Origin of the sequence: Streptococcus sp. 27098_8_12 (assembly GCF_041432115.1) — a bacterium.
GTDB lineage: Bacteria > Bacillota > Bacilli > Lactobacillales > Streptococcaceae > Streptococcus > Streptococcus parasanguinis_V.
On record NZ_JAPVZA010000026.1, the window covers coordinates 1 to 22,768 of the forward strand.

29 protein-coding genes are annotated in these 22,768 nt (G+C 43.3%); 22 read left to right on the forward strand and 7 right to left on the reverse strand.

Going from position 1 to position 22,768, the window contains the following annotated elements:
• Nucleotides 1-94: 94 nt before the first annotated feature.
• Together O3629_RS09455 and recX are read right to left on the reverse strand one after the other, a co-directional pair.
• Nucleotides 95-628, reverse strand: coding sequence for a DUF402 domain-containing protein (locus O3629_RS09455; RefSeq protein WP_003005798.1), 534 nt, complete (start codon nucleotides 626-628; stop codon nucleotides 95-97).
• Nucleotides 629-723: 95 nt separating this feature from the next.
• Complete coding sequence (gene recX / locus O3629_RS09460; RefSeq protein WP_371609098.1) at nucleotides 724-1,506, reverse strand: recombination regulator RecX; 783 nt, start codon at nucleotides 1,504-1,506, stop codon at nucleotides 724-726.
• 37 nt (nucleotides 1,507-1,543) lie between these two features.
• On the opposite strand from recX, the gene rlmD reads away from it, so the two are divergent.
• From rlmD to O3629_RS09505, 9 genes are all read left to right on the forward strand, one after another.
• Nucleotides 1,544-2,896 (forward strand): 23S rRNA (uracil(1939)-C(5))-methyltransferase RlmD, encoded by a 1,353-nt coding sequence (gene rlmD, locus O3629_RS09465; RefSeq protein ID WP_003011951.1) that lies wholly within the window; start codon nucleotides 1,544-1,546, stop codon nucleotides 2,894-2,896.
• Nucleotides 2,897-2,903: 7 nt separating this feature from the next.
• Entirely contained in the window at nucleotides 2,904-3,347 is a 444-nt protein-coding gene (locus O3629_RS09470) for a cytidine deaminase (protein WP_371609099.1), read from the forward strand.
• A 13-nt stretch (nucleotides 3,348-3,360) separates the two neighbouring features.
• A complete protein-coding gene (locus O3629_RS09475) occupies nucleotides 3,361-3,594 on the forward strand; it encodes a DUF1858 domain-containing protein (protein ID WP_003005810.1) in 234 nt (77 codons plus the stop codon).
• Entirely contained in the window at nucleotides 3,594-4,940 is a 1,347-nt protein-coding gene (locus O3629_RS09480) for a DUF438 domain-containing protein (RefSeq protein WP_371609100.1), read from the forward strand. Before O3629_RS09475 ends, O3629_RS09480 begins: the two co-directional genes overlap by 1 nt.
• A gap of 2 nt (nucleotides 4,941-4,942) precedes the next feature.
• Nucleotides 4,943-5,197 carry a DUF1912 family protein gene (locus tag O3629_RS09485; RefSeq protein ID WP_013903179.1) on the forward strand — a complete coding sequence of 85 codons (255 nt, stop codon included), beginning with the start codon at nucleotides 4,943-4,945 and terminating at the stop codon, nucleotides 5,195-5,197.
• A 179-nt stretch (nucleotides 5,198-5,376) separates the two neighbouring features.
• Nucleotides 5,377-5,724, forward strand: coding sequence for a helix-hairpin-helix domain-containing protein (locus O3629_RS09490; protein WP_003011968.1), 348 nt, complete (start codon nucleotides 5,377-5,379; stop codon nucleotides 5,722-5,724).
• 291 nt (nucleotides 5,725-6,015) lie between these two features.
• Nucleotides 6,016-6,594, forward strand: a complete 579-nt coding sequence (locus tag O3629_RS09495) for a flavin reductase family protein (RefSeq protein ID WP_371609101.1) — start codon at nucleotides 6,016-6,018, stop codon at nucleotides 6,592-6,594.
• Nucleotides 6,581-7,150 carry a GNAT family N-acetyltransferase gene (locus tag O3629_RS09500; protein ID WP_371609102.1) on the forward strand — a complete coding sequence of 190 codons (570 nt, stop codon included), beginning with the start codon at nucleotides 6,581-6,583 and terminating at the stop codon, nucleotides 7,148-7,150. Before O3629_RS09495 ends, O3629_RS09500 begins: the two co-directional genes overlap by 14 nt.
• Before the next feature lie 29 nt (nucleotides 7,151-7,179).
• The gene (locus O3629_RS09505; protein WP_371609103.1) at nucleotides 7,180-9,831 is read left to right on the forward strand and encodes a valine--tRNA ligase; all 2,652 of its coding nucleotides are present in this window, start codon (nucleotides 7,180-7,182) and stop codon (nucleotides 9,829-9,831) included.
• A 71-nt stretch (nucleotides 9,832-9,902) separates the two neighbouring features.
• Here O3629_RS09505 and O3629_RS09510 read toward each other — a convergent pair whose 3' ends face one another.
• The gene (locus O3629_RS09510) at nucleotides 9,903-10,517 is read right to left on the reverse strand and encodes a TVP38/TMEM64 family protein (RefSeq protein ID WP_003011758.1); all 615 of its coding nucleotides are present in this window, start codon (nucleotides 10,515-10,517) and stop codon (nucleotides 9,903-9,905) included.
• A 182-nt stretch (nucleotides 10,518-10,699) separates the two neighbouring features.
• Here O3629_RS09510 and O3629_RS09515 point away from each other — a divergent pair, with 182 nt between their 5' ends.
• The 12 genes from O3629_RS09515 to O3629_RS09570 all read left to right on the forward strand — a co-directional run bounded on the left by O3629_RS09515 (nucleotide 10,700) and on the right by O3629_RS09570 (nucleotide 18,795).
• Nucleotides 10,700-11,227, forward strand: coding sequence for a YqeG family HAD IIIA-type phosphatase (locus O3629_RS09515; RefSeq protein ID WP_371609111.1), 528 nt, complete (start codon nucleotides 10,700-10,702; stop codon nucleotides 11,225-11,227).
• Between the two features lie 2 nt (nucleotides 11,228-11,229).
• Entirely contained in the window at nucleotides 11,230-12,336 is a 1,107-nt protein-coding gene (gene yqeH, locus O3629_RS09520) for a ribosome biogenesis GTPase YqeH (protein WP_371609104.1), read from the forward strand.
• A 224-nt stretch (nucleotides 12,337-12,560) separates the two neighbouring features.
• Nucleotides 12,561-12,872 carry a ribosome assembly RNA-binding protein YhbY gene (gene yhbY / locus O3629_RS09525; RefSeq protein ID WP_371609105.1) on the forward strand — a complete coding sequence of 104 codons (312 nt, stop codon included), beginning with the start codon at nucleotides 12,561-12,563 and terminating at the stop codon, nucleotides 12,870-12,872.
• Nucleotides 12,873-12,893: 21 nt separating this feature from the next.
• Nucleotides 12,894-13,526 (forward strand): nicotinate-nucleotide adenylyltransferase, encoded by a 633-nt coding sequence (locus O3629_RS09530; RefSeq protein ID WP_342977558.1) that lies wholly within the window; start codon nucleotides 12,894-12,896, stop codon nucleotides 13,524-13,526.
• Nucleotides 13,523-14,116, forward strand: coding sequence for a bis(5'-nucleosyl)-tetraphosphatase (symmetrical) YqeK (gene yqeK, locus O3629_RS09535; RefSeq protein WP_371609106.1), 594 nt, complete (start codon nucleotides 13,523-13,525; stop codon nucleotides 14,114-14,116). Before O3629_RS09530 ends, yqeK begins: the two co-directional genes overlap by 4 nt.
• A 3-nt stretch (nucleotides 14,117-14,119) precedes the next feature.
• A complete protein-coding gene (locus O3629_RS09540) occupies nucleotides 14,120-14,620 on the forward strand; it encodes a cysteine hydrolase family protein (protein WP_371609107.1) in 501 nt (166 codons plus the stop codon).
• Between the two features lie 14 nt (nucleotides 14,621-14,634).
• Nucleotides 14,635-14,988, forward strand: coding sequence for a ribosome silencing factor (gene rsfS, locus O3629_RS09545; RefSeq protein ID WP_003005865.1), 354 nt, complete (start codon nucleotides 14,635-14,637; stop codon nucleotides 14,986-14,988).
• 322 nt (nucleotides 14,989-15,310) lie between these two features.
• A complete protein-coding gene (locus O3629_RS09550) occupies nucleotides 15,311-16,051 on the forward strand; it encodes a class I SAM-dependent methyltransferase (RefSeq protein WP_371609112.1) in 741 nt (246 codons plus the stop codon).
• A 6-nt stretch (nucleotides 16,052-16,057) separates the two neighbouring features.
• Nucleotides 16,058-17,152 (forward strand): nucleotidyltransferase, encoded by a 1,095-nt coding sequence (locus O3629_RS09555; RefSeq protein ID WP_371609108.1) that lies wholly within the window; start codon nucleotides 16,058-16,060, stop codon nucleotides 17,150-17,152.
• A gap of 239 nt (nucleotides 17,153-17,391) precedes the next feature.
• The gene (locus O3629_RS09560; protein ID WP_003014291.1) at nucleotides 17,392-17,646 is read left to right on the forward strand and encodes a type II toxin-antitoxin system Phd/YefM family antitoxin; all 255 of its coding nucleotides are present in this window, start codon (nucleotides 17,392-17,394) and stop codon (nucleotides 17,644-17,646) included.
• A 3-nt stretch (nucleotides 17,647-17,649) separates the two neighbouring features.
• Nucleotides 17,650-17,904, forward strand: coding sequence for a Txe/YoeB family addiction module toxin (locus O3629_RS09565; protein WP_006595728.1), 255 nt, complete (start codon nucleotides 17,650-17,652; stop codon nucleotides 17,902-17,904).
• Between the two features lie 174 nt (nucleotides 17,905-18,078).
• Nucleotides 18,079-18,795 carry a YebC/PmpR family DNA-binding transcriptional regulator gene (locus O3629_RS09570; protein ID WP_003005873.1) on the forward strand — a complete coding sequence of 239 codons (717 nt, stop codon included), beginning with the start codon at nucleotides 18,079-18,081 and terminating at the stop codon, nucleotides 18,793-18,795.
• 52 nt (nucleotides 18,796-18,847) lie between these two features.
• Here the strand turns inward: O3629_RS09570 and O3629_RS09575 are convergent, their stop codons facing one another.
• From O3629_RS09575 to O3629_RS09590, 4 genes are read right to left on the reverse strand one after another with little or no spacing between them, the layout of a single operon-like run.
• Nucleotides 18,848-19,174 (reverse strand): DUF5960 family protein, encoded by a 327-nt coding sequence (locus tag O3629_RS09575; protein WP_009732369.1) that lies wholly within the window; start codon nucleotides 19,172-19,174, stop codon nucleotides 18,848-18,850.
• Entirely contained in the window at nucleotides 19,155-19,526 is a 372-nt protein-coding gene (locus O3629_RS09580; protein WP_013903193.1) for a hypothetical protein, read from the reverse strand. Before O3629_RS09580 ends, O3629_RS09575 begins: the two co-directional genes overlap by 20 nt.
• The gene (locus tag O3629_RS09585) at nucleotides 19,523-20,935 is read right to left on the reverse strand and encodes a Y-family DNA polymerase (RefSeq protein WP_371609109.1); all 1,413 of its coding nucleotides are present in this window, start codon (nucleotides 20,933-20,935) and stop codon (nucleotides 19,523-19,525) included. The genes O3629_RS09580 and O3629_RS09585 overlap by 4 nt, the downstream gene beginning before the upstream one ends.
• 2 nt (nucleotides 20,936-20,937) lie before the next feature.
• The gene (locus O3629_RS09590) at nucleotides 20,938-21,615 is read right to left on the reverse strand and encodes a helix-turn-helix domain-containing protein (RefSeq protein WP_371609110.1); all 678 of its coding nucleotides are present in this window, start codon (nucleotides 21,613-21,615) and stop codon (nucleotides 20,938-20,940) included.
• Between the two features lie 159 nt (nucleotides 21,616-21,774).
• Between O3629_RS09590 and asnA the strand changes: the two genes are divergently transcribed.
• A complete protein-coding gene (gene asnA, locus O3629_RS09595) occupies nucleotides 21,775-22,767 on the forward strand; it encodes an aspartate--ammonia ligase (RefSeq protein ID WP_003005888.1) in 993 nt (330 codons plus the stop codon).
• The last annotated feature ends 1 nt before the right edge of the window (nucleotide 22,768 follow it).

A 22,768-nucleotide genomic window follows, 5' to 3' on the forward strand; every position in this document is an offset into this window, starting at 1 on the left:
TGTATCGAAAAAGTCTAATGGTTGACATTAGACTTTTTTTGTAGTTATTTTTTTATTAATTTATAAGAAAAAAGAGCTTTCGCTCTTTTCAACTTTATTTATTTCGCAGTTCAACATAACGGTTATACCAAATTTTGATATATTCCTCAGAAAAAGGACCTTTGTTTTGGTTTATCCAATCTACTAGAACCTTAACATTTTCCTTTAAAATAAAGTCGATGTCATCTGAATAGTGCATTTTTTCTTTATGCTGCTCGTATTCTTCAACATCTAACAATTTTTTTTCACCATTGGTAAAGACCTTGACATCGAGATCATAGTCGATATATTTTAAGGCTTCTTGGTCAATGTGAAAAGGACTTGCTAGGTTACAGTAGTAAGACACACCATTGTCACGGATCATGGCGATGATGTTAAACCAATATTTTTTATGGAAATAAACGATCGCTGGTTCACGTGTGATCCAACGTCTACCATCACTTTCAGTCACAAGTGTATGATCATTTACTCCAATAATTGCATTTTCGGTTATCTTTAATACCATGGTGTCACGCCATGTACGGTGTAAACTGCCATCATGTTTATAACTTTGAATTGTAATAAAGTCGCCTTCTTTAGGTAGTTTCATAACTTACCAACTTTCTACAATCTAAGTATATCCTCTATATTGTATCATATTTTTTCAAATTTTTTCTTATTTTTCTATTTAATTTTCAATTTGGTTTATGAATCTAAGTATTCTCTAATGGCTGACGTTATATCACTATAATCGTAGCCTTTTCTGGCTAGTGCCTGAGTCAAGCGTTGTTTGAGGTCATAGCCTTCATATTTTTTACTGTATTTACGGTATTGTTTTTCTAACTCTTTTAGAATGAGCTCATTGGTTGTTTCTTCATCTGTTTCGAGCTCGAGATTTTGGAATGCTATCTTTGCTTGGTTGTAAGCAAAACCTTTTGAAATGAGTGCCTGGATGATTTTCGTTTCAATGGCTTTTAACGGATATTTTCCTTGGTATTTTTTTAGGAGTTTTATTGCGGTACGGTCGATCACTTCTGAAAAATCATAGTCTGCAAGAATTTCTTGAAGGATAGATTTTGGGATCCCTTTTTGTTGAATTTTTTGTTGTAATAAGAGAGGGCCCTTATCGCCACTGAGAAGGTTGGCCTCTATCAGGTTTTTTGCATATTGACGATCATCTAACCACTTGTCTTCTTTTAGGTGTTGGACCACTTTATCAATAATGCCACTATCAATCTCATATTTTGTTAGGTAGTCTCGGACTTCTTTTGTTGTCCGAGCTTTAAAAGAAAGATGGTAAAGGGCCAGGTTTTTACCATATGAGTATTGAGCAAACTCTTGTATTTCTTTTAATTCCTCTTCACTGATTTCTTTATCTTTGGAAAGGAAATATTTGACGATGGTATCATCTGTAATATAAAGTTTTTGATCATTGTCTAATTCCAGGAGGTAGAGTCTTTTTTTCTTTTCTAGTTTTGTAATTTTCATGTTTTTATTATACCGAAAAATGTGTTAAGATAGGGATATGAACGTTAAAGTAAAACAAAAAATTCCTTTGAAAATTAAACGAATGGGAATTAACGGAGAAGGGATTGGCTTTTATAAAAAAACACTTGTCTTTGTGCCAGGTGCCTTGAAGGGAGAAGATATCTTCTGCCAAATTACAAGTGTCAAAAAAAATTTTGCGGAAGCCAAACTCCTATCTGTGAATAAGGCGTCTAAGTTTCGTGTGACGCCCATGTGTGATATCTATGAGACCTGTGGGGGCTGTCAAATCATGCATTTGAAGTATGACAAGCAGCTGGAGTTTAAGACAGATTTGTTGCAACAGGCCTTGAAGAAGTTCTCACCTGAAGGATTTGAACAGTATGATATTCGGCCGACAATTGGAATGCAGGAGCCTCTTTACTATCGGGCAAAATTGCAATTTCAAACAAGGAAATTCAAGGGTCAGGTGAAGGCAGGACTCTATGCTCAAAATTCACATTATTTGGTGGAATTAAAAGATTGTTTGGTTCAAGATCCGGTTATTCAAGCTATCGCCAATGATCTAGCGGATTTATTGACCTATTATCAGATTCCGATTGCTGATGAGCGTAAAGAACTGGGTGTTAGAACCATGATGGTTCGACGGGCTCGGAAGTCTGGTCAGGTTCAGATCATTGTGGTCACCAGTCGTCAGATTAACGTAAACAATTTGGTGCAAGACTTGGTCACAAAGCACCCTGAGATTGTCACAGTTGCCGTTAATAAAAATACGTCTCGTTCCAGTGAAATCTACGGGGAACAAACGCAGATTATTTGGGGAGAAGAGGCTATTTTGGAAGGTGTTTTGGATTATGAATTCTCCCTTTCTCCTCGAGCCTTTTACCAGTTGAATCCGGAACAAACTGAAGTATTGTATAGTGAGGCTGTCAAGGCTCTAGATGTTTCTCCAGAGGATCACCTGATTGATGCCTATTGTGGGGTCGGAACGATTGGGTTTGCTTTTGCTAATAGAGTGAAAAGTGTTCGGGGGATGGATATTATTCCTGAAGCGATTGAGGATGCCAAATACAATGCTAAACGGATGGGATTTGAGAATACCCACTATGAGGCTGGTACAGCAGAAGAGATTATTCCTCGCTGGTACCAAGAAGGCTATCGGGCTAATGCTGTGATTGTGGATCCACCTCGTACGGGCTTGGGGACAAAATTAATAGAGACCTTGTTGCACTATGCACCTGAAAAGATGGTCTATGTCTCTTGTAATGTCTCTACTTTGGCAAGGGATCTAGTGGCTTTGACGAAGGTTTATCAGGTTGAATACATTCAATCAGTGGACATGTTCCCCCATACAGCACGGACAGAAGCAGTTGTGAAATTAGTGAAGAAGTGAAAGAAGAATGGATATTTGGGAAAAACTTTATCTTGAGGCGAAAGCTCTCTATGCGCCTCAAGAGGTTTCAGATTTTGTCTATGCTCGACATGTGGTTGCTGCTGTTGAGGCTGCAGATGGTCAGATTTTTACGGGCTTTTGTATGGAAGGAACCTGTGGCGTCTTTCATTTATGTGCCGAACGAGCGGCCCTCTTCAACATGTATCAACAATCAGGACAGACCAAGGTCAAGCGCATTATTGCTTTTCTAGACAAGCCTCCTTATGGAGAAGGCTCAGGGATGCCTTGTGGGGCCTGTCGTGAATTTCTCCTTGAGCTAGATGCAGAGAATCGTCATCTAGAATTTATGGTGGATTATGAGAGCCGCAAGACCATTACTTTAGGAGAACTGATGCCTCTTTGGTGGGGCGAAGAACGGGCTCGTCAGAGAGAAAATAAAGGGAATGAGTAGAGGAAATAAATAAATGGACAATGTTATTGATGTATCGATTCCAGTTGCTCAAGTCATTGATCAACATCCGGAAGTATTGGATTTGTTGGTGGAGTTGGGCTTTAAACCCTTAGCCAATCCTATCATGCGCAATACAGTTGGGCGCAAGGTTTCTTTGAAACAAGGATCAAAATTAGAAGGTACTCCTATGGAGAAGATTGTGCGAACACTAGAGGCTAATGGCTATGAAGTAGTGGGGCTAGACTAATGAGTGATGAACGAATTCACATCTTAAGAGATATCTTATTAGAGCTTCATCATGGAGCTTCCCCTGAGTCGGTTCAGGAGCGCTTTGATGCGACCTTTAGCGGGGTGTCTGCGATTGAGATCTCTCTTATGGAACATGAACTGATGAACTCCGATGCAGGGGTTACTTTTGAAGATGTTATGGAGCTTTGTGATGTCCATGCCAATCTCTTTAAGAATGCGGTTCAAGGGGTCGAAGTAGCAGATACTGACCACCCAGGCCATCCTGTTCAAATCTTTAAACAGGAGAACTTAGCCCTTCGTGCGGCTATGATGCGGGTACGCCGCTTGCTAGACAATTATGAGACGACTGAGGATCCGAAGATGATTCAGGAGATTCATAAGGGCTTGTTACGTCAGCTGGGCTTGGTGGGTCAATTTGACCGGCATTACCGTCGTAAGGAAGAGTTGATGTTTCCGATTATGGAAAAATATGGGCATGATTCCCCACCAAAAGTGATGTGGGGAGTGGATGACCAGATTCGAGAACTCTTTGCGAAAGCTTTGGATGCGGCCAAGAAATTACCGGATTCTAGTATTTCTGAAGTCAAGGAGCTCTTTGAAGCCTTTGCGCAAGAGTTTGAGGGCATGATCTTCAAGGAAGAGTCGATCCTCTTGATGATTTTGCTGGAGTCATTTACCCAGGATGACTGGCTCTCCATTGCAGAAGAAAGTGATGCTTATGGTTATGCCATTATTCTCCCAAGTGAGAAATGGGTGCCAAAACGCGTGGACTTCAAGGAGGAAGCGTCGAAAAAGTCAGAGGGTTCAACTGTACCGCTTCCTTCTTCAAAAGGCGATGAGCACCGTCAGGTCATTGAGACTCCTGAGGGGCAATTGACCATTACCTTCACGCCTAAGAAAAAAGAAGAGAGCTTCGATCGCAAGCAGCCACAAGCTTTTGGTCATGGATTTTTATCGGTGGAGCAAGCGAATTTAATCTTGAATCATTTGCCGATGGAGATTACCTTTGTCAATAAGGATGATATTTTCCAATATTACAATGATGCTGCGCCTTTTGAGGAAATGATTTTTAAGAGGACGCCATCGCAGGTAGGACGCAATGTTGAGCTGTGTCACCCACCGAAATATTTGGAGAAGGTCAAAGCCATCATGCAGAGGCTTCGTGAAGGGAAAAAAGACAAGTATGAAATGTGGTTCAAATCAGAATCGCGTGGGAAATTTGTCCATGTCACCTATGCAGCAGTGCGTGATGAAGCGGGAGACTTTCAAGGCGTCTTGGAATATGTTCAGGACATTCAACCTTATCGGGAGATCGATACGGATTTTTATAGAGGAATGGAATAAAGATGAGTTACGAAACAGAGTTTATGAAGGAGTTTGAGGAGTGGATCAAGACCCAAGTCATGATCAATGAAATGGCTCTTGAAGAAAGTAAAAAAGTTTTTGATGAAGACCAGGATGAACGAGCTAAAATCGCGATGATTCGCTATGAAAGCCGTTTGGACGCTTATCAGTTCTTGCAAGGGAAGTTTGAAAATTTCCATGCTGGAAAAGGATTTCATGATTTACCAGATGGCCTCTTTGGTGAAAGAAAATATTAAATGGCCTTATTGAAGGCGTTTTACTAGCTAGATTTACCTGAAAATTAAGCAATGACTTGATTTTTTAGGGGATTGTGATACAATAAAAAAGTTGAAATGACATCAACGGATTTTTGAATAGAATGATAGTGATGAAACCTTGTTGCCTTAGGAATTGATCACTGAATTTAGGAGGAAAAATGGCAAAGAAGAACGTAAACCGTGCGAAACAATACAAGCATCAAAATAGACATCTTTTGAAAAAAGCTGTCGCAACTGTAACTGCAGCTGTGAAAGAAGCACCTAAAAAGGTTGAGAAAGCTACAAAAGCAGTGGCGAAAGAAGTGAAACAAGCGGCTTCTTCAGTGGAAGAATTTGCTGCAAGTTTGGAAGGTGTGGCACTTGATCGTGCGCAAACATTCTATGATGAAGGTATTCGCTCTGTTGCGGACTTCGCAAACTGGACAGAAAAAGAGTTGTTGGCCCTTAAAGGAATCGGCCCAGCTACAATCAAGAAATTGAAAGAACTAGGCGTTAAATTTAAATAATTGCTTTTATGATTTCTTGCTATTTCCAGGAAAACTTGCTAAAATGAACCTATTAGAGGTGTTTTGAATTCCACATTTTACAGAAAGTGGCGGTGCTGAGAAGTCCACAAATGTGTCAAAACTGGTTGCTAATGGATGAAAATGAAATATTAAATAGTCTTTTTGTTTTAAAGACGAGAGATGCGGGCATCTGCCCGAAATTGGGTGGTACCGCGGATTAATACATTCGTCCCTGTCAGATTAATGACAGGGACGATTTTTATTTTATCCCGCTAGCTAAAGGAGCTTGTCATGAAACAATCTTTTAAAACCAGCAAACTCTACTACGGTTTTCCGATTTTCATCTTGGGGTACCAGGACCAGAACTTTGGGCACAATATCACGACCTGCAGTTCCTCTTATAGCTTGGGAGATTGGCTCGTCATCGGGGTTGGTAGTGAGGAAAATGCGGCTGACCAGATTAAGCATTATCAACAGTTCAGCGTGAACATCCCTGATGAAAACTTTATGCTTGAGATGGAGCAGGCTGGCTTTATCAGCCATCGGGAGAAATTGAAACTCCTGGGGCTTGACTACGAGATTTCTGAACGGACCCAGGCTCCTATTTTAGAGGCTTGTCCAGTCGTTTTGGATTGCCAGGTGGATCGGATTATTGAGGAAGATGGCATCTGCCATATCTTCGCTAAGATTCTCGAACGACTGGCTGATCCAGAACTCTTGGATGACAAGGGGCATTTTATAAATGACCTCTTTGCACCGACTTACTTTATGGGGGACGGCCATCAGCGTGTTTATCGTTATCTGGATGATCGAGTCGATCCCATGGGGAGCTTTATGAAGAAAGCGAGGAAGAAGAATGACAAGAGCTGAGTTGCCAGATAAAATCGAAACGGAGCGTCTAGTCTTACGAGTCCGAACAGTGGCGGATGCTGAGGATATCCATGCCTACGCTAGTCTTCCAGAGGTTTCTTACCCAGCAGGCTTTCCACCCGTTAAGACCTTGGAAGATGAGATTTATTATCTAGAGCATATCCTTCCCGAGCGCAATGAAAAGGACAATCTCCCAGCAGGCTATGGAATTGTGATCAAAGGGACTGATAAAGTTATTGGCTCAGTTGATTTCAACCATCGTCACGAAGACGATGTGCTGGAGATTGGCTATACCTTGCACCCAGACTATTGGGGCCGGGGTTATGTACCCGAAGCAGCGCGTACCTTGATTGACCTGGCTTTTAAAGAATTTAACCTTCACAAGATAGAATTGTCTTGCTTTGGTTACAACTTTCAAAGTCAACGTGTCGCTGAGAAGCTTGGTTTCACCCTTGAAGCTCGTATCCGAGACCGTAAAGATGCCCAAGGCAATCGCTGTGACAGTCTGATATACGGCTTGCTGAAGAGTGAGTGGGAAACTCAAGATCAACATTAAAAATAGAAATAACTAGAAAGGACACACACATGTCTAAAGAACTTTCACCTAAATACAATCCAGCCGAGGTTGAGGCTGGTCGTTACCAAAAATGGCTTGACGAAGATGTTTTCAAGCCTTCTGGCGATAAAAAGGCTAAGCCTTATTCAATCGTTATTCCACCACCAAACGTAACTGGTAAACTTCACCTTGGTCACGCTTGGGATACTACTTTGCAAGATATTATCATCCGTCAAAAACGGATGCAAGGTTTTGATACGCTTTGGCTTCCAGGTATGGACCATGCTGGGATTGCCACTCAAGCTAAAGTAGAAGCTCGTTTGGCTGAAGACGGCATCTCTCGTTATGACCTGGGTCGTGAAAAATTCCTTGAGAAAGTCTGGGAATGGAAAGACGAGTATGCGACGACTATCAAGGAACAATGGGGCAAGATGGGGCTCTCTGTAGATTACTCTCGTGAGCGTTTCACCCTTGACGAAGGTCTATCAAAAGCCGTTCGTAAGGTCTTTGTAGAGCTCTACAAGAAGGGCTGGATCTACCGTGGTGAATTTATCATCAACTGGGATCCGAAAGCCCGTACAGCCCTTTCTGATATCGAGGTGATTCACAAGGATGTCGAAGGTGCCTTCTACCACATGAACTACATGTTGGAAGACGGTTCACGTGCCCTTGAAGTAGCGACAACACGTCCTGAAACCATGTTTGGGGATACAGCCGTAGCGGTTAACCCAAATGATGACCGTTATAAAGATTTGATTGGTAAAAATGTTGTCTTGCCAATTTTGAACAAGCCAATCCCAATCGTAGGGGATGAACACGCAGACCCTGAATTCGGTACTGGTGTGGTGAAAATCACTCCTGCCCACGACCCGAATGACTTCTTGGTTGGTCAACGTCATAATCTTCCGCAAGTGAACGTTATGAACGACGATGGTACCATGAATGAATTGGCTGGTGAATTCAACGGCATGGACCGCTTTGAAGCTCGTAAGGCTGTTATCAAGAAGTTAGAAGAAATCGGTGCGCTTGTTAAGATTGAGAAGATGACCCACTCAGTTGGTCACTCAGAGCGTACTGGAGTTATGGTTGAGCCACGCTTGTCTACGCAATGGTTCGTGAAGATGGATCAATTGGCGAAAAATGCTATCGCAAACCAAGATACAGACGACAAAGTAGAATTCTACCCACCTCGTTTCAACGATACCTTCCTTCAATGGATGGAAAATGTCCACGATTGGGTTATTTCTCGTCAGCTCTGGTGGGGTCACCAAATCCCTGCCTGGTACAATGCTGAAGGTGAAATGTACGTCGGTGAAGAAGCTCCTGAAGGTGACGGATGGACTCAGGACGAAGACGTCTTGGACACTTGGTTCAGTTCTGCCCTTTGGCCATTCTCAACTATGGGCTGGCCGGATGTCGATTCAGAAGACTTCAAACGTTACTTCCCAACTTCAACCTTGGTTACAGGTTACGACATCATCTTCTTCTGGGTGTCTCGTATGATCTTCCAATCATTGGAATTCACTGGCCGTCAGCCATTCCAAAACGTTCTGATTCACGGTCTCATTCGTGACGAGCAAGGGCGCAAGATGTCTAAATCTCTCGGAAACGGGATTGACCCAATGGATGTTATTGAGAAATACGGTGCCGATGCCCTTCGTTGGTTCCTTTCAAACGGTTCTGCACCAGGTCAAGACGTGCGCTTTTCTTACGAGAAAATGGATGCTTCATGGAACTTCATTAACAAGATCTGGAACATCTCTCGCTACATCCTCATGAACAATGAAGGGTTGACCTTGGATGCGGCCCGTGAAAATGTAGCTAAAGTGGCTGCTGGTCAAGCAGGTAACGTGACAGACCGCTGGATTCTCCACAACCTCAATGAAACGATCGGTAAGGTCACTGAAAACTTTGACAAGTTTGAATTCGGTGTGGCTGGTCACATCCTCTACAACTTCATCTGGGATGAGTTTGCGGACTGGTATGTTGAGTTGACTAAGGAAGTGCTTTATAGTGATAATGAGGCCGAAAAAGTCATCACTCGTTCTGTCCTTCTTTACACCTTGGATCAAATCTTGCGTCTCCTTCATCCAATCATGCCATTTGTGACTGAAGAAATCTATGGCCAAATCTCTGAAGGAACGATCGTGACTGCGGAATACCCAGTGGTTCGTCCAGAGTTTGAAAACGAAGAAGCAGCAGCCGGCGTTGAAGCTCTTAAAGATGTGATTCGCTCTGTTCGTAACTCACGTGCAGAAGTGAACGTAGCGCCAAGTAAACCAATCACTATCTTGATCAAGACAAGCGACAGCAAGCTCGATGCTTTCTTTAATGATAATGTCAACTACATCAAACGCTTCACAAACCCAGAACACTTGGAAATTGCAGCAGATGTCAAAGTGCCTGACTTGGTTATGTCTAGCATCATCACAGGCGCAGAAATCTACTTGCCACTTGCTGATCTTCTCAATGTCGACGAAGAATTGGCTCGTCTTGAAAAAGAATTAGCCAAATGGCAAAAAGAACTGGATATGGTCGGTAAGAAGCTCTCTAACGAACGCTTCGTAGCCAATGCCAAACCAGAAGTCGTCCAAAAAGAACGCGACAAACAAGCCGACTACCAAGCGAAGTACGATGCGACTGTTGCACGAATTGAGGAGATGAAGAAACTCGTTAAATAAACACAGAAACACGGCGGAATGCCGTGTTTTTTGTATTATTCTGTAAGAGAAAAAGTTTAAGTAACCTATTTTTAGACCATTTTCCAGAAATAATCGATGATATAGGTCAGGCCGTAGGTGTAGATGACGAGGGTGATGGGTTTACAGAGGATGATGATGGTCATGTAGCGTTTGAAGGTCATATTGGTCAGACCTGCTAGCATACAGATGAAATCGGCGGGACTAACTGGCCAGATCATCATGAAGATAAAGAAGCGATCGAACCGCTTGCCTTCATTGAGCCAGCCGATGTACTTGTCGTAAGTCTTCTGACTGACCATAGATTGGACGAACTTAGGCCCGTACATTCTCGCAAGGTGGAAAATAATGGCACAGCCAATCACGATGCCGATGTAATTGTAGATGGTCCCGATAATATGACCATAGATGAAAACACCTGCTACAGATGTCAGGGCGCCGGGAATAATAGGGACCACTGTCTGAAGGATCTGAAGAAAGATAAAGAGAGGTGGTCCAAAGATGCCTGCTTGGAGAATAAAAGCTGACAAGGTTTCTTTGGATTGAAGGATGCCAGAAAAGTAGGCCCAGATACAAAAGGCCAAGGTCCCAAGAGCTCCAATGATGGACGACCAATTAATGATGCGCTGGAGAAGAGGAGAGACCTCTTTTAAGCTTGTTTGTTTCATAAAAAATTCCGAGTTCTTTTTCTTCTACTATACCATGTTTTTGGAACTTTGTAAGGATTTTGTCTATTTTTTGAGTAGTGAAAGCGACCTGATTGGAGTCTGTCGCTGTTTTAGTCGTGAAGCGGGTGCAAAATGGGCCTTTTTATGCTACAATGAAAGGAGTATAAAAAATGGAGAAAAACGTGTCAATCGAAAATTACAAACCAGATTTTGCGGTGGAAGCAGCCTATGATCTCACCGTTGCAGACTTGAAAAAACAGGGTATCAAGGCGGTCCTTGTGGATTTGGATAATACCTTGATTGCTTGGAATAACCCGGATGGGACTCCCGAAATGCGCCAGTGGTTGCACGACCTTCGTGATGGAGGGATTCGGGTTATCGTGGTGTCTAATAATAGTCCCAAACGGGTCAAGCGCGCTGTTGAGAAATTTGATATTGACTATGAAGCCTGGTCGCTTAAGCCCTTTACTTTTGGGATTAATCGGGCCCTCAAACGTTTCCACTATGAGAAAAATGAAGTGGTCATGGTCGGGGATCAACTGATGACGGATATCCGGGCTGCCCATCGTGCAGGCATTCGCTCGATTTTGGTCAAGCCTTTGGTTGAGCATGACTCGATCAAGACGCAGATCAACCGGGCACGTGAACGCCGGGTTATGAAGCAAATGGCCGAAAAATATGGTCCAATTGTATATAAAAAAGGAATTTAAGAATGGAAGAATTATTCTGTATTGGCTGTGGAGCCCCCATTCAGACAGAAAACAAAGAGGGGCTAGGCTATACTCCCCAATCAGCTCTTGAAAAGGGCTTGGAAACAGGCGAAGTCTATTGCCAACGCTGTTTCCGTCTCCGTCACTACAATGAAATCACAGATGTGCATCTGACAGATGATGATTTCCTAAAACTCCTTCACGAAGTAGGAGATAGTGATGCTCTCGTGGTCAATGTAGTGGATATTTTTGATTTTAATGGATCCGTTATCCCTGGTCTACCACGCTTTGTAGCAGGTAATGATGTCCTTTTAGTCGGAAATAAAAAGGACATCTTGCCTAAGTCTGTCAAGGATAGCAAGGTGACCCATTGGTTGATGGAGCGGGCCCACGAAGAAGGCATGCGTCCTGTCGATGTGGTCCTCACCTCTGCTCAAAACAAGAGTGCTATCAAGGACTTAATGGAGAAGATTGAACAGTACCGCAAGGGACGTGATGTCTATGTGGTGGGTGTGACCAACGTTGGGAAATCGACCCTCATCAATGCAATCATCCAAGAAATCACTGGAGACAAGGATATCATCACGACTTCTCGCTTCCCAGGGACGACACTGGACAAGATTGAAATCCCACTGGATGATGGATCCTACATCTACGATACACCAGGGATTATCCATCGCCACCAGATGGCTCATTACTTGACAGCAAAAAATCTCAAGTATGTCAGCCCTTTAAAGGAAATCAAGCCTAAGACTTATCAGCTCAATCCAGAGCAAACCCTCTTCTTGGGTGGTCTGGGACGCTTTGACTTTATTAAGGGAGAAAAGCAAGGTTTCACCGCCTTCTTTGATAACGAACTCAAGCTTCACCGAACCAAGCTCGAAGGAGCGACCGCCTTTTATGACAAGCATGTCGGTGGCTTGCTAACTCCACCTAATAGCAAAGAAAAAGAAGAGTTCCCACCCTTGGTTTCTCATGAGTTTACCATTAAGGACAAGACAGATCTTGTCATCTCTGGACTCGGCTGGATCCGCGTCAATGGGGAAGCCAAAGTAGCTGTGTGGGCACCAGATGGCGTCGCCGTCGTCACCCGCAAAGCTATTATTTAAAAATATGAAATAGAATGAAAATGAAGAGTGAACGAAGTGAGCTCAAATAGGGATCGTTATTGCCGTGGTGTAGTTGCCAATCGATCGATTGGCAAGGGCAAAATGGAGACCAAGGCTCCATTTTGAGGTAAGGAAATCCATTTTTCAAAGATGAGATCTTTGAAAAATTAGTTCCGACCGTCCCCACCACTTAAAATAACTATCAAAAAAAAAGGAAGTAAAGCATGACATTAACATCTAAACAACGGGCTTTCCTCAATAGCCAAGCCCACAGCCTCAACCCCATTATCCAAATTGGGAAAAATGGGCTCAATGACCAAATCAAAACCAGTGTTCGTCAAGCGCTAGACGCTCGCGAACTGATCAAGGTGACCCTTCTTCAAAATACGGATGAAAACATCCATGAAGTAGCAGAAATCTTGGAAGAAGAAATCGGTGTGGATACGGTTCAAAAAATTGGACGAATCCTCATCTTGTATAAACAATCAAGCAAAAAAGAAAACCGGAAGATTTCAGTCAAAGTAAAAGAAATCTAAGACATTGAGGAGAGCAAACCTATGGCAATTGAACTATTGACTCCCTTTACCAAGGTAGAGTTAGAGCCAGAGATCAAAGACAAGAAACGCAAACAAGTTGGTATTTTGGGTGGGAATTTCAATCCGGTCCATAATGCCCATTTGGTCGTTGCGGATCAAGTGCGCCAACAATTAGGGTTAGATAAGGTGCTCTTGATGCCTGAGTATGAGCCACCGCATGTCGATGCCAAGGGGACGATTTCAGAGCACCATCGCCTCAAGATGCTGGAATTAGCCATTGAAGGCATTGAAGGTCTGGAAATCGAGACGATTGAGCTCGAGCGCAAAGGGATTTCCTATACCTACGATACCATGCTCTTGCTCAATGAACGAGATCCAGACACAGACTATTACTTCATTATTGGTGCAGATATGGTGGATTATTTACCCAAATGGCATCGTATTGATGAATTGGTGGAGATTGTGCAATTTGTCGGAGTACAGCGACCACGCTATAAGGCAGGGACTTCTTATCCGGTGATCTGGGTGGATGTTCCCCTAATGGACATCTCCTCTAGTATGGTGCGTGATTTTGTAGCCAAAGGCCGGACGCCGAATTTTATGTTGCCAAAACCAGTCTTGGACTACATCAAGAAAGAAGGATTGTATCAATGACCTATGAAAACTATCTAGGCTTTTCTCGTGAGGTCTTGCTTGAAAAAATGCGTCAAATCCTGCCAGAAAAGCGGCTAACCCACTGTTTAGGGGTTGAGAAGGCTGCGCGTGACTTGGCCAAACGCTATGGGGCCGATGAAGAGCAGGCTAGTCTAGCAGGTTTGTTACATGACTATGCCAAGAAATTATCGGATCAGGAATTTTTGGACTTGATTGATCGCTATGAGCTAGATCCAGCGTTAAAAAACTGGGGCAACAATGTCTGGCATGGGATGGTCGGGATTTACAAGATCCAAGAAGATCTCGGATTGACAGATCCAGCTATTCTTCGCAGTATTGAGATTCACACAGTGGGGAGTGGACAGATGTCAACCTTAGACAAGATTGTCTATGTGGCAGATTATATTGAACACAATCGGGATTTCCCAGGGGTAGATCAAGCGCGCGACATTGCGCAAGTCTCCTTGGATCGTGCCGTGGCCTATGAGACGGCTCGCACGGTCGAACACCTAGCCCACCAAGGATTGCCCATTTATCCCCAAACCCTTGAAACCTATAACGCCTTTGTGAAGTATTTGAAAGAGGAGTAGTGAGTGAAGACAGCTTTTATCATTATTGATGTACAAAATATCTTAGTGGAAACAGGTTTTGAGACAGAAAAGCTCCTAGAGAAGATCGCTTATTTACAAGATCAGGCAAGAAAACAGCAGATTGAAATCATCTACATTCAGCATATTGAAACGCCAGAGGCTTTAACCTCGGAAGATTGGCAATTATCTCCTCTGTTGAAAAGAGAGGAGAATGAAAAGGTATTTCAGAAGCGATACAATAGCATATTTAAAGAGACAGGATTAAAAGAATACTTGGATCAACAAGGGATTGAACAACTGGTCCTGTGTGGTATGCAGACAGAATATTGTGTCGATACATCCGTCAAAGTGGGGTTTGAATACGGCTACAAACTGGTCATTCCAGAAGGAGCTGTCACAACCTTTGATGGAGAGGATATTCCGGCAGAAACGCTTAATGAATTTTATGAGAACATTTGGGCAGAACGTTTTGCGGATGTCTTAGATTACAAATCAATTTTTTAAGGAAAGAGGATTACATGAAAGAAAAAGAACTACTTGAACTAGTTGTCAAAGCAGCAGATGAAAAGCGTGCAGAAGACATTGTCGCTTTGGATGTTCAAAGCTTGACCAGCGTGACAGACTACTTTGTCATCGCAAGCTCTATGAACAGCCGTCAGTTGGAAGCTATTGCTGAAAATATTCGCGAGAAGGTCGTTGAAGCTGGTGGCAATGCCAGCCACGTCGAAGGTGATTCAGCTGGTGGTTGGGTCCTTCTTGACTTAGGTAGTGTGGTGGTCCATGTCTTCTCAGAAGAAATGCGTGCCCATTATAACCTAGAAAAGCTATGGCATGAAGCAAGTGCTGTCGATCTTTCAGCAGCCCTAGCATAAGCAGGTAAACTCAGTTGGTAGCAACTGAGTTTTGTTGGTTAAATTGAAATTCTATGGAAAGAAAGGATGGGGCCTCGTGTTTGGTTAATTTGATAATTGAACACGAGCTAAAAGCTGTGAGAAAAAGAGTAACTTCCTTTGTATCTGACGATACGGCAGAAAATTTCCTATTTTCTCTTTGCTTTTAAGGCTCTTTGTATCTTAGAAAGGGTTTGAACCCGTCCTGTAATCCTCGGAAAATAGATAGCTCTCCTTGGAGCTTAGCTCCATCGTCGTGCTCCTAATTTTCTATCGGATTACGGGCGGACTTGGTATCATGAATATGGCGACTTATGAAACGTTTGCGGCGGTCTACGATGCGGTCATGGATGATAGTCTGTATGACTTATGGACGGATTTTTCCCTCCGGCATCTCCCAAAGACAAAAGATAAGAAAAAATTACTGGAATTGGCTTGTGGGACAGGGATCCAGTCTGTTCGCTTTTCTCAAACTGGTTTTGATGTGACAGGATTAGACCTGAGTGCTGGCATGCTGAAAATTGCTGAAAAAAGAGCTGCTTCAGCCAAGCAGAAAATTGATTTTATCGAGGGCAATATGCTGGACCTGTCGCAAGCAGGCACTTATGATTTCGTGACCTGCTATTCAGATTCTATCTGCTACATGCAAGACGAGGTAGAAGTAGGGGATGTCTTCAGAGAAGTCTACAATGCCCTTAATGAAGATGGTGTTTTTATCTTTGATGTCCATTCGACCTATCAGACGGATGAGGTCTTCCCAGGCTATTCTTACCACGAAAACGCAGAAGACTTTGCCATGCTCTGGGATACCTATGAGGATGCAGCCCCTCACTCGATCGTCCATGAGTTAACCTTCTTTGTCCAAGAAGAGGATGGCAGCTTTAGTCGGCACGATGAAGTTCATGAGGAGCGTACCTATGAAGTTTTAACCTATGACATCTTATTGGAGCAGGCTGGCTTTAAATCCTTTAAACTCTACGCAGACTTTGAGGACAAAGAGCCAACAAAGACTAGCAAACGTTGGTTCTTCGTAGCACAGAAGTAGGAAAACATGACAGTTACAGGTATTATTGCAGAATTTAATCCCTTTCACAATGGTCACAAGTACCTGCTCAAACAGGCAGAAGGGCTGAAGATTGTGGTCATGTCTGGGAATTTTGTTCAACGTGGCGAGCCTGCCATTGTAGATAAGTGGACACGGGCGCAGATGGCTTTGGAAAATGGAGCGGACCTGGTGGTCGAGCTCCCCTTTCTCGTGGCTGTTCAGTCGGCTGATCATTTTGCCAAGGGAGCGGTAGAAATCTTATCCCGTCTAGGAATCGACCAATTGACCTTTGGGACAGAAGAAGTCTTAGATTACCAAGCGATTGCGACAGTCTACTCGGAGAATGAGGCGGAAATGGAAGCTTTCTTGCGAAATCTTCCAGATGATTTATCCTATCCACAAAAGACCCAAAAAATGTGGGAAACCTTTGCTGGAGTGGAGTTCACAGGGGATACTCCCAATCATATTCTGGGGTTGGCCTATGCCAAGGCTTGTGTTGGAAAGGGGCTTGCGCTTAAGGCTATCCAACGGCAAGGTGCAGGCTACCATTCAGAAGAAAAAGAGGTGGCTTATGCTTCTGCCACTAGTCTACGCCTACACAAGGAAGATCAGGACTTTGTCGCTAAATTCATGCCTAATAGCCAACTCTTTCAGTCGGCTCCACAGGTATCTTGGGAGGATTATGACCAACTGCTCCGTTATCAAATCCTAACCCATCCGGATCTGACACAGATTTTTCAAGTCAATGAAGAAATAGCCAATCGGATAAAGGATGCGATTCGAAGTGCTAGTTCTGTGGAAGACCTGGTGGAGAAAGTCGCAACCAAGCGCTATACCAAGGCACGTGTGCGCCGCATCTTGACCTACATCTTGGTAGGGGCGATGGATCAAGCTCTTCCCGATGCCATTCATGTCTTAGGATTTTCCGCAAAGGGACAAGCTCACCTCAAAGGCTTGAAAAAATCAGTAGAAATCGTGACTCGAATCGGTAAGGAGCCTTGGGATGACTTGACCCAGCAAGCCGATCAGGTGTATCAGCTAGGCCATCCCCAATTGCCAGAACAGATCTGGGGTCGAGTGCCAGTGAGAGTGGAAGAATAAAAGGTCTGACGTAAATTTTCTCTGCCCACATTCACGTAAGGCAAGAAGTTTATGATGCACGGAAACAGTGTTTATCCAATGTCTAAAAAATCTTTTTAGACATTGGATTTTTTTGTTTTTACCAAATTTAGAAACTTTTTACGAATAATTAAGTGAAGAGGGAAAAACTTGTACAAGTTCCTGACAAGTTTTTCTTTTTCATGTATAATAAAAGAAAAGAGGTAGAATGAGGTATGGCAATGGAAGCAGTCGTTTATTCAACATTCCGCAATCATTTGAAGGATTATATGAAGAAGGTGAATGATGAGTTTGAGCCTTTGACGGTCGTGAATAAGAATCCAGACGAAGATATTGTGGTCATCTCTAAGAGCGAGTGGGATAGCCTACAAGAAACCCTGAGACTAGCTCAGAACAAGGAATTGTCAGATAAGGTCTTGCGGGGCATGGCAGAAGTCCGAGCTGGTCAGGTTCAACTCCATGAGATTGAGGGGTAACAGATGTTACTCAAGTTTACAGAAGATGCCTGGAAGGATTATTGTTACTGGCAAAGTCAGGACAAAAAAACACTGAAGCGAATCAATAGCCTGATTAAGGAGATCCAAAGGGATCCATTTGCAGGGATTGGTAAGCCTGAGCCTTTGAAATATGACTTTCAAGGAGCATGGTCAAGACGGATTGATGCAGAGAATCGCCTGATTTATATGCTAGATGAGTCCGGTGTCGCTTTCCTCTCTTTTAAAGATCATTATTAAGTCTTTAAAAGAGGATCTTTTTGATAGTTAGGATAGCTATTTAAAATTCCCAACTCGAAGAAAATTCCTATAAAATCCCCTTTCTAAAAATAGAAAAATCTAGTCTAACTTCGATGATTTGTGATATAATGTTAAAGATTGAAAATAATTTGAAAAAATTTAAGGAGAATCCTCATGGGACGTAAATGGGCCAATATTGTTGCCAAGAAAACTGCCAAAGATGGTGCCAACTCAAAAGTATATGCTAAATTTGGTGTGGAGATCTATGTAGCTGCTAAAAAGGGTGAACCAGATCCAGAACTAAATACTGCTTTGAGATTCGTTATTGACCGTGCGAAACAAGCGCAAGTGCCAAAACACGTTATTGATAAAGCGATCGATAAGGCAAAAGGAAACACTGACGAAACCTTTACAGAAGGACGTTACGAAGGGTTCGGACCAAATGGTTCGATGTTGATCGTTGATACCTTGACGTCAAACGTTAACCGTACAGCTGCCAATGTCCGTGCTGCTTTCGGTAAAAACGGTGGGAACATGGGAGCTTCAGGTTCTGTATCTTACCTCTTTGACAACAAGGGAGTTATCGTCTTTGCTGGTGATGATGCCGATGCCATCTTTGAGCTTTTGCTTGAAGCAGATGTTGATGTAGATGATGTCGAAGCAGAAGAAGGAACGATCACAGTCTACACTGCTCCAACTGATCTTCACAAAGCGATCGTTGCTTTGCGTGAATCAGGTGTCGAAGAATTCCAAGTAACAGAATTGGAAATGATTCCTCAATCAGAAGTTGAGTTGTCAGGTGAAGATTTGGAAACATTTGAAAAACTTTACAGCGTTCTTGAAGACGACGAGGACGTACAAAAAATCTACACCAACGTAGATGGATTCTAATCACTCGTAAGGACTGTAGTGAATCCCATAAATCAAGAAAAAGGATAGCTTCTCAGATCAAGCTATCCTTTTTCTCTGTCTGATGAGGATCTATCTTTTGTAAGTGATGTCCTGTATAAGCGTAAATACGGGTCAGGGGTGATTGGGAGAGTGTGGAAACCTTAAAATAGAAATAATGGTCTCGATGATCCCGACTTTTGGTGTGGTGAAGACGAAAGTAGTTTCGCTGGCCTGCTGCCATAGAGTGGAGAATATCGTCTTCTAAAAAGACAAGCGGTGTAGAAGTAGCGGCCCACTTGTAAAAGTCCGTCTCAAATTGGTGGTAATTCTCCGAAAAATAATCAAATTGTAATTCGTGTTTAGTCTGAATAGGTTTCATACGGTGTTTCCTCAGATTCAATAAAAATGATAGAGTCTACGAGGAGACGGTGGTAGTGGCCATCGCTTTTGAGAAGAAGCTCAGAAGCAGATAAGGTGTGAATCGAACCTGTGTAGGTTGCAAATTGATTCCCCTCTAGAGTTGTGATCGAGATCGTCGTTTGTTGTTGAAAGGCCTGCTCCAGGAGCTGGATCTGTTCAGCAAGTGGAAGAACCGTGAGCTGACTGCGGTCAATTTCTTTTGTCTGCAGGGCAGTTGTGTGTTCGGATAAAAAGAAGCCGGCCCATTTGGCCATGCCACGATCTTGAAATTCGCGAGCGGATTGATAAGGGAGATAAGAACGGTCAATCATGTTAATCCATCTAAGCCTCCTGCGGAATGTCCGCCTGTTAGTTTACTGCGTGCAATGGCGCGTGAGTTTTCTAGTAGTGAGGAGCCTTTCTGAAGAGAGGTGAAGCCAAATTGGTCCCGAATGCGGTCAATGGTCTGCTGAAGTTTCTCCTCTTTTTCTAGGGCTACTGGGTCATCAAAGAGAGAAAAGAGTTGAAGAGACTCTTCGACAAGTTCTCCATAAAAAATGCCGATCTGCCGAATGGCGCCTCCTTCGTACTTGGAGCGAAAGAGCCGCAGAACCGTGTCGGATAAAACCTTGGTGGATTGGGTGGGCTCAATCTTTTGCTGGCAGTGAATGGACGGAAGCCCCTCGATTTTGGAGTAGGAGGCATGAATAGAGACCAGCTGGGTCTTCTTTTTTTTCCGTCGCAAGCGAATAGCCACCTGTTCAGCCATCTCCCGAAACACCAGTTCAATATCAGCTTGTAGATGGTAGTCATAGGGCAAGATTTGAGAGTTACCAATGCCTCGTGACTTCGGACGATAAGGCTTGTGGACATTGCTTTCATCAATGCCATGAGCATGGAACCAAAGTTGCAGCCCCATGACTCCAAATTCTTTCTTTAAGAGATCTGGGTGAGCCTGGGCCAGTTCGGCAATCGACGTGATCCCGATCCCTTGCAATCGTTTTTCAGTGCGACGTCCAATGCCCCAAAAATCAGTGAGCTGGGGCAGCTTCCAGACCTTGCTTTCTACGTCTTCGTAAGACCAGTTGGAGCGCATATTTCGGCAATGCTTGGCTTCATTGTCCAAGGCTAGCTTGGCAAGAAGGGGATTGGCGTTGCTGAGGCCGATGGTAGAATAGATTCCAGTTTCCTGCCAGATTCTTTTTTGGATCCTGGCAGAAAGAAGGTCCAGTTTTTCCTTTCGCGAGAGGGATGAATCTGGAATAAAATAATTTAAGGAAGAAGTCAGATCGATAAAGCCTTCGTCAATCGAGTAAGGGAAAATATCATCCGGTGCCGCAAACTCCTGAAAAACCTTCTGAATCTCCATATTGACCTGAATGTAGGCATTCATGCGTGGCGGCACAATCAGGGTCCTCTTGGCCCAGGATTCAATGGATGCAATAAAGCCTGGATCCGTCGGCAATCCTTGTTTTTTTGCGACGTAGCTATTGAATTTTCTGGTCTTGAGATCAAAAGGCAGGTCGTAGCTCCGGCTCACATTCTTCTTGCCAAAGACTTGTTTGAAAACGGGAGAGCTGGCCAAAATCAGACCAGCAGAATTGTCGCTCCGGCTCATGACGCAAAGAGAAGTGGTCAGGGGGTTTAGGCCCAGACGGACACACTCACAGCTGGCATAAAAACTTTTCATATCCACAAAAGCAATATCAGAATGAGGCTCACGTGAATAATCAAATAGCATATTTACACCTCAAGCGGAAGAAAATGCCCGACCACAATGCCGACGATTTTTGGCTCGTCTTCGTAAGGAGCAAATAAATCATCGTAGTCAGGGTTGATGGATTCTAAGCGCAAGCCTTCAGCCTCCCGATAGACTTTCTTGATGTAAGTTTTTCCATTCCAGATGAGGGCGTAGACAGCCCCATCATAGTCAAAGCCAGTCTGCTTCATGAGGGCAACAGAGCCATTGGGATAGAGAGGTTCCATCGAATCACCTGATACCCAAGAAGCGAAATCGTGCTGGATCTTTTGGTCAAAATAGACGGTTTCATAGTCTGTTTCGTTGTCATAAAAGGTGTGTCCCAAACCAGCTGCCAGCTCAATCGAAAGAACCTTATAAGCTGTCAAGGAAACAACTTTTTGCTGCTGTTCGAATAACTGGCTGGCCAACTGGTCGACTTTCTTTTGATGAGGTGGGGTTAATAAAGGGTAGGTGTAGAGTGCGGAGTCTTTGTTAATAAAGTAGTCCTCTTTAACGGAGAGGCGCTTGGCCAACCTCCTGAGATTTTTTTCGTGTGGCTCTGCTAAGCCATTCTCCCAACTGGAGTAAGTCTTGCGAGAAATCTTGAGATCCTCGTAGACATCAGCTTGGGTCAAGCCTTTTTCTAGGCGTCGTTCTTTTAGTTTTTTTGCATCAAACATGTCGCTTCTCCTATGTAACGTTTTAAAAGTTACATACAGTTTATCAAAAATGAATTCTTTTTGCAAGAGAAAAATTCAGTTGAAAACGAATGAAAAGACTTGATTTTGATTGAAAAAAGAGTATAATCATTTCTAAAATGTCTATAAATGAGGAACTATATGAAAAAAAGTTTTATACACCAACAAAAAGAAATTTCGTTTGTTAAAACGACTTTCACACAATATTTAAAAGATAAATTGGACATCATTGAAGTCCAAGGGCCAATTTTGAGCAAGGTCGGAGACGGGATGCAGGATAACCTTTCTGGGATTGAACATCCGGTATCTGTAAAGGTCCTTCAAATTCCTGATGAGACTTATGAAGTCGTGCATTCACTCGCAAAATGGAAACGCCATACCTTGGCACGTTTTGGTTTTGGCGAAGGAGAAGGTCTCTTTGTCCATATGAAGGCTCTTCGTCCAGATGAAGATTCGCTAGACGCTATCCACTCTGTTTATGTAGACCAATGGGACTGGGAAAAAGTCATCCCAAATGGTCAACGCAATATCGCCTACCTCAAAGAAACGGTTGAAAAAATCTACAAGGCGATTCGTTTAACAGAACTTGCAGTAGAAGCGCGCTATGACATTGAGTCAGTTCTTCCAAAACAAATTACCTTCGTTCACACAGAAGAGTTGGTGGAACGCTATCCAGATTTAACTCCAAAAGAGCGTGAAAATGCCATTGCCAAAGAATTCGGAGCCGTTTTCTTGATCGGGATTGGTGGAGAGCTTGCAGATGGCAAACCACACGATGGCCGTGCACCTGACTACGATGACTGGACAACAGAGTCTGAAAATGGCTACAAGGGCTTGAATGGTGATATCCTAGTCTGGAATGACGTTCTAGGTTCAGCCTTTGAGTTGTCTTCAATGGGAATCCGTGTCGATGAAGATACGCTTCGCCGCCAAGTTGCGATCACAGGGGACGAGGATCGTCTCCAATTAGAGTGGCACAAAGCTTTGTTAAATGGTCTTTTCCCACTTACAATTGGTGGAGGGATCGGACAATCTCGTTTGGCTATGTTCTTGCTTCGTAAGAAACATATCGGTGAAGTCCAAACTAGTGTCTGGCCTCAATCTGTCCGCGATGAATATGAAAATATCCTATAAG

Bases quoted from the DNA above. Each gene is read 5' to 3' on its own strand.
- O3629_RS09455 (WP_003005798.1), bottom strand. From the start codon at position 628: ATGAAACTACCTAAAGAAGGCGACTTTATTACAATTCAAAGTTATAAA.
- recX (WP_371609098.1), bottom strand. From the start codon at position 1,506: ATGAAAATTACAAAACTAGAAAAGAAAAAAAGACTCTACCTCCTGGAA.
- rlmD (WP_003011951.1), top strand. From the start codon at position 1,544: ATGAACGTTAAAGTAAAACAAAAAATTCCTTTGAAAATTAAACGAATG.
- O3629_RS09470 (WP_371609099.1), top strand. From the start codon at position 2,904: ATGGATATTTGGGAAAAACTTTATCTTGAGGCGAAAGCTCTCTATGCG.
- O3629_RS09475 (WP_003005810.1), top strand. From the start codon at position 3,361: ATGGACAATGTTATTGATGTATCGATTCCAGTTGCTCAAGTCATTGAT.
- O3629_RS09480 (WP_371609100.1), top strand. From the start codon at position 3,594: ATGAGTGATGAACGAATTCACATCTTAAGAGATATCTTATTAGAGCTT.
- O3629_RS09485 (WP_013903179.1), top strand. From the start codon at position 4,943: ATGAGTTACGAAACAGAGTTTATGAAGGAGTTTGAGGAGTGGATCAAG.
- O3629_RS09490 (WP_003011968.1), top strand. From the start codon at position 5,377: ATGGCAAAGAAGAACGTAAACCGTGCGAAACAATACAAGCATCAAAAT.
- O3629_RS09495 (WP_371609101.1), top strand. From the start codon at position 6,016: ATGAAACAATCTTTTAAAACCAGCAAACTCTACTACGGTTTTCCGATT.
- O3629_RS09500 (WP_371609102.1), top strand. From the start codon at position 6,581: ATGACAAGAGCTGAGTTGCCAGATAAAATCGAAACGGAGCGTCTAGTC.
- O3629_RS09505 (WP_371609103.1), top strand. From the start codon at position 7,180: ATGTCTAAAGAACTTTCACCTAAATACAATCCAGCCGAGGTTGAGGCT.
- O3629_RS09510 (WP_003011758.1), bottom strand. From the start codon at position 10,517: ATGAAACAAACAAGCTTAAAAGAGGTCTCTCCTCTTCTCCAGCGCATC.
- yqeH (WP_371609104.1), top strand. From the start codon at position 11,230: ATGGAAGAATTATTCTGTATTGGCTGTGGAGCCCCCATTCAGACAGAA.
- yhbY (WP_371609105.1), top strand. From the start codon at position 12,561: ATGACATTAACATCTAAACAACGGGCTTTCCTCAATAGCCAAGCCCAC.
- O3629_RS09530 (WP_342977558.1), top strand. From the start codon at position 12,894: ATGGCAATTGAACTATTGACTCCCTTTACCAAGGTAGAGTTAGAGCCA.
- yqeK (WP_371609106.1), top strand. From the start codon at position 13,523: ATGACCTATGAAAACTATCTAGGCTTTTCTCGTGAGGTCTTGCTTGAA.
- rsfS (WP_003005865.1), top strand. From the start codon at position 14,635: ATGAAAGAAAAAGAACTACTTGAACTAGTTGTCAAAGCAGCAGATGAA.
- O3629_RS09550 (WP_371609112.1), top strand. From the start codon at position 15,311: ATGGCGACTTATGAAACGTTTGCGGCGGTCTACGATGCGGTCATGGAT.
- O3629_RS09555 (WP_371609108.1), top strand. From the start codon at position 16,058: ATGACAGTTACAGGTATTATTGCAGAATTTAATCCCTTTCACAATGGT.
- O3629_RS09560 (WP_003014291.1), top strand. From the start codon at position 17,392: ATGGAAGCAGTCGTTTATTCAACATTCCGCAATCATTTGAAGGATTAT.
- O3629_RS09565 (WP_006595728.1), top strand. From the start codon at position 17,650: ATGTTACTCAAGTTTACAGAAGATGCCTGGAAGGATTATTGTTACTGG.
- O3629_RS09570 (WP_003005873.1), top strand. From the start codon at position 18,079: ATGGGACGTAAATGGGCCAATATTGTTGCCAAGAAAACTGCCAAAGAT.
- O3629_RS09575 (WP_009732369.1), bottom strand. From the start codon at position 19,174: ATGAAACCTATTCAGACTAAACACGAATTACAATTTGATTATTTTTCG.
- O3629_RS09580 (WP_013903193.1), bottom strand. From the start codon at position 19,526: ATGATTGACCGTTCTTATCTCCCTTATCAATCCGCTCGCGAATTTCAA.
- O3629_RS09585 (WP_371609109.1), bottom strand. From the start codon at position 20,935: ATGCTATTTGATTATTCACGTGAGCCTCATTCTGATATTGCTTTTGTG.
- O3629_RS09590 (WP_371609110.1), bottom strand. From the start codon at position 21,615: ATGTTTGATGCAAAAAAACTAAAAGAACGACGCCTAGAAAAAGGCTTG.
- asnA (WP_003005888.1), top strand. From the start codon at position 21,775: ATGAAAAAAAGTTTTATACACCAACAAAAAGAAATTTCGTTTGTTAAA.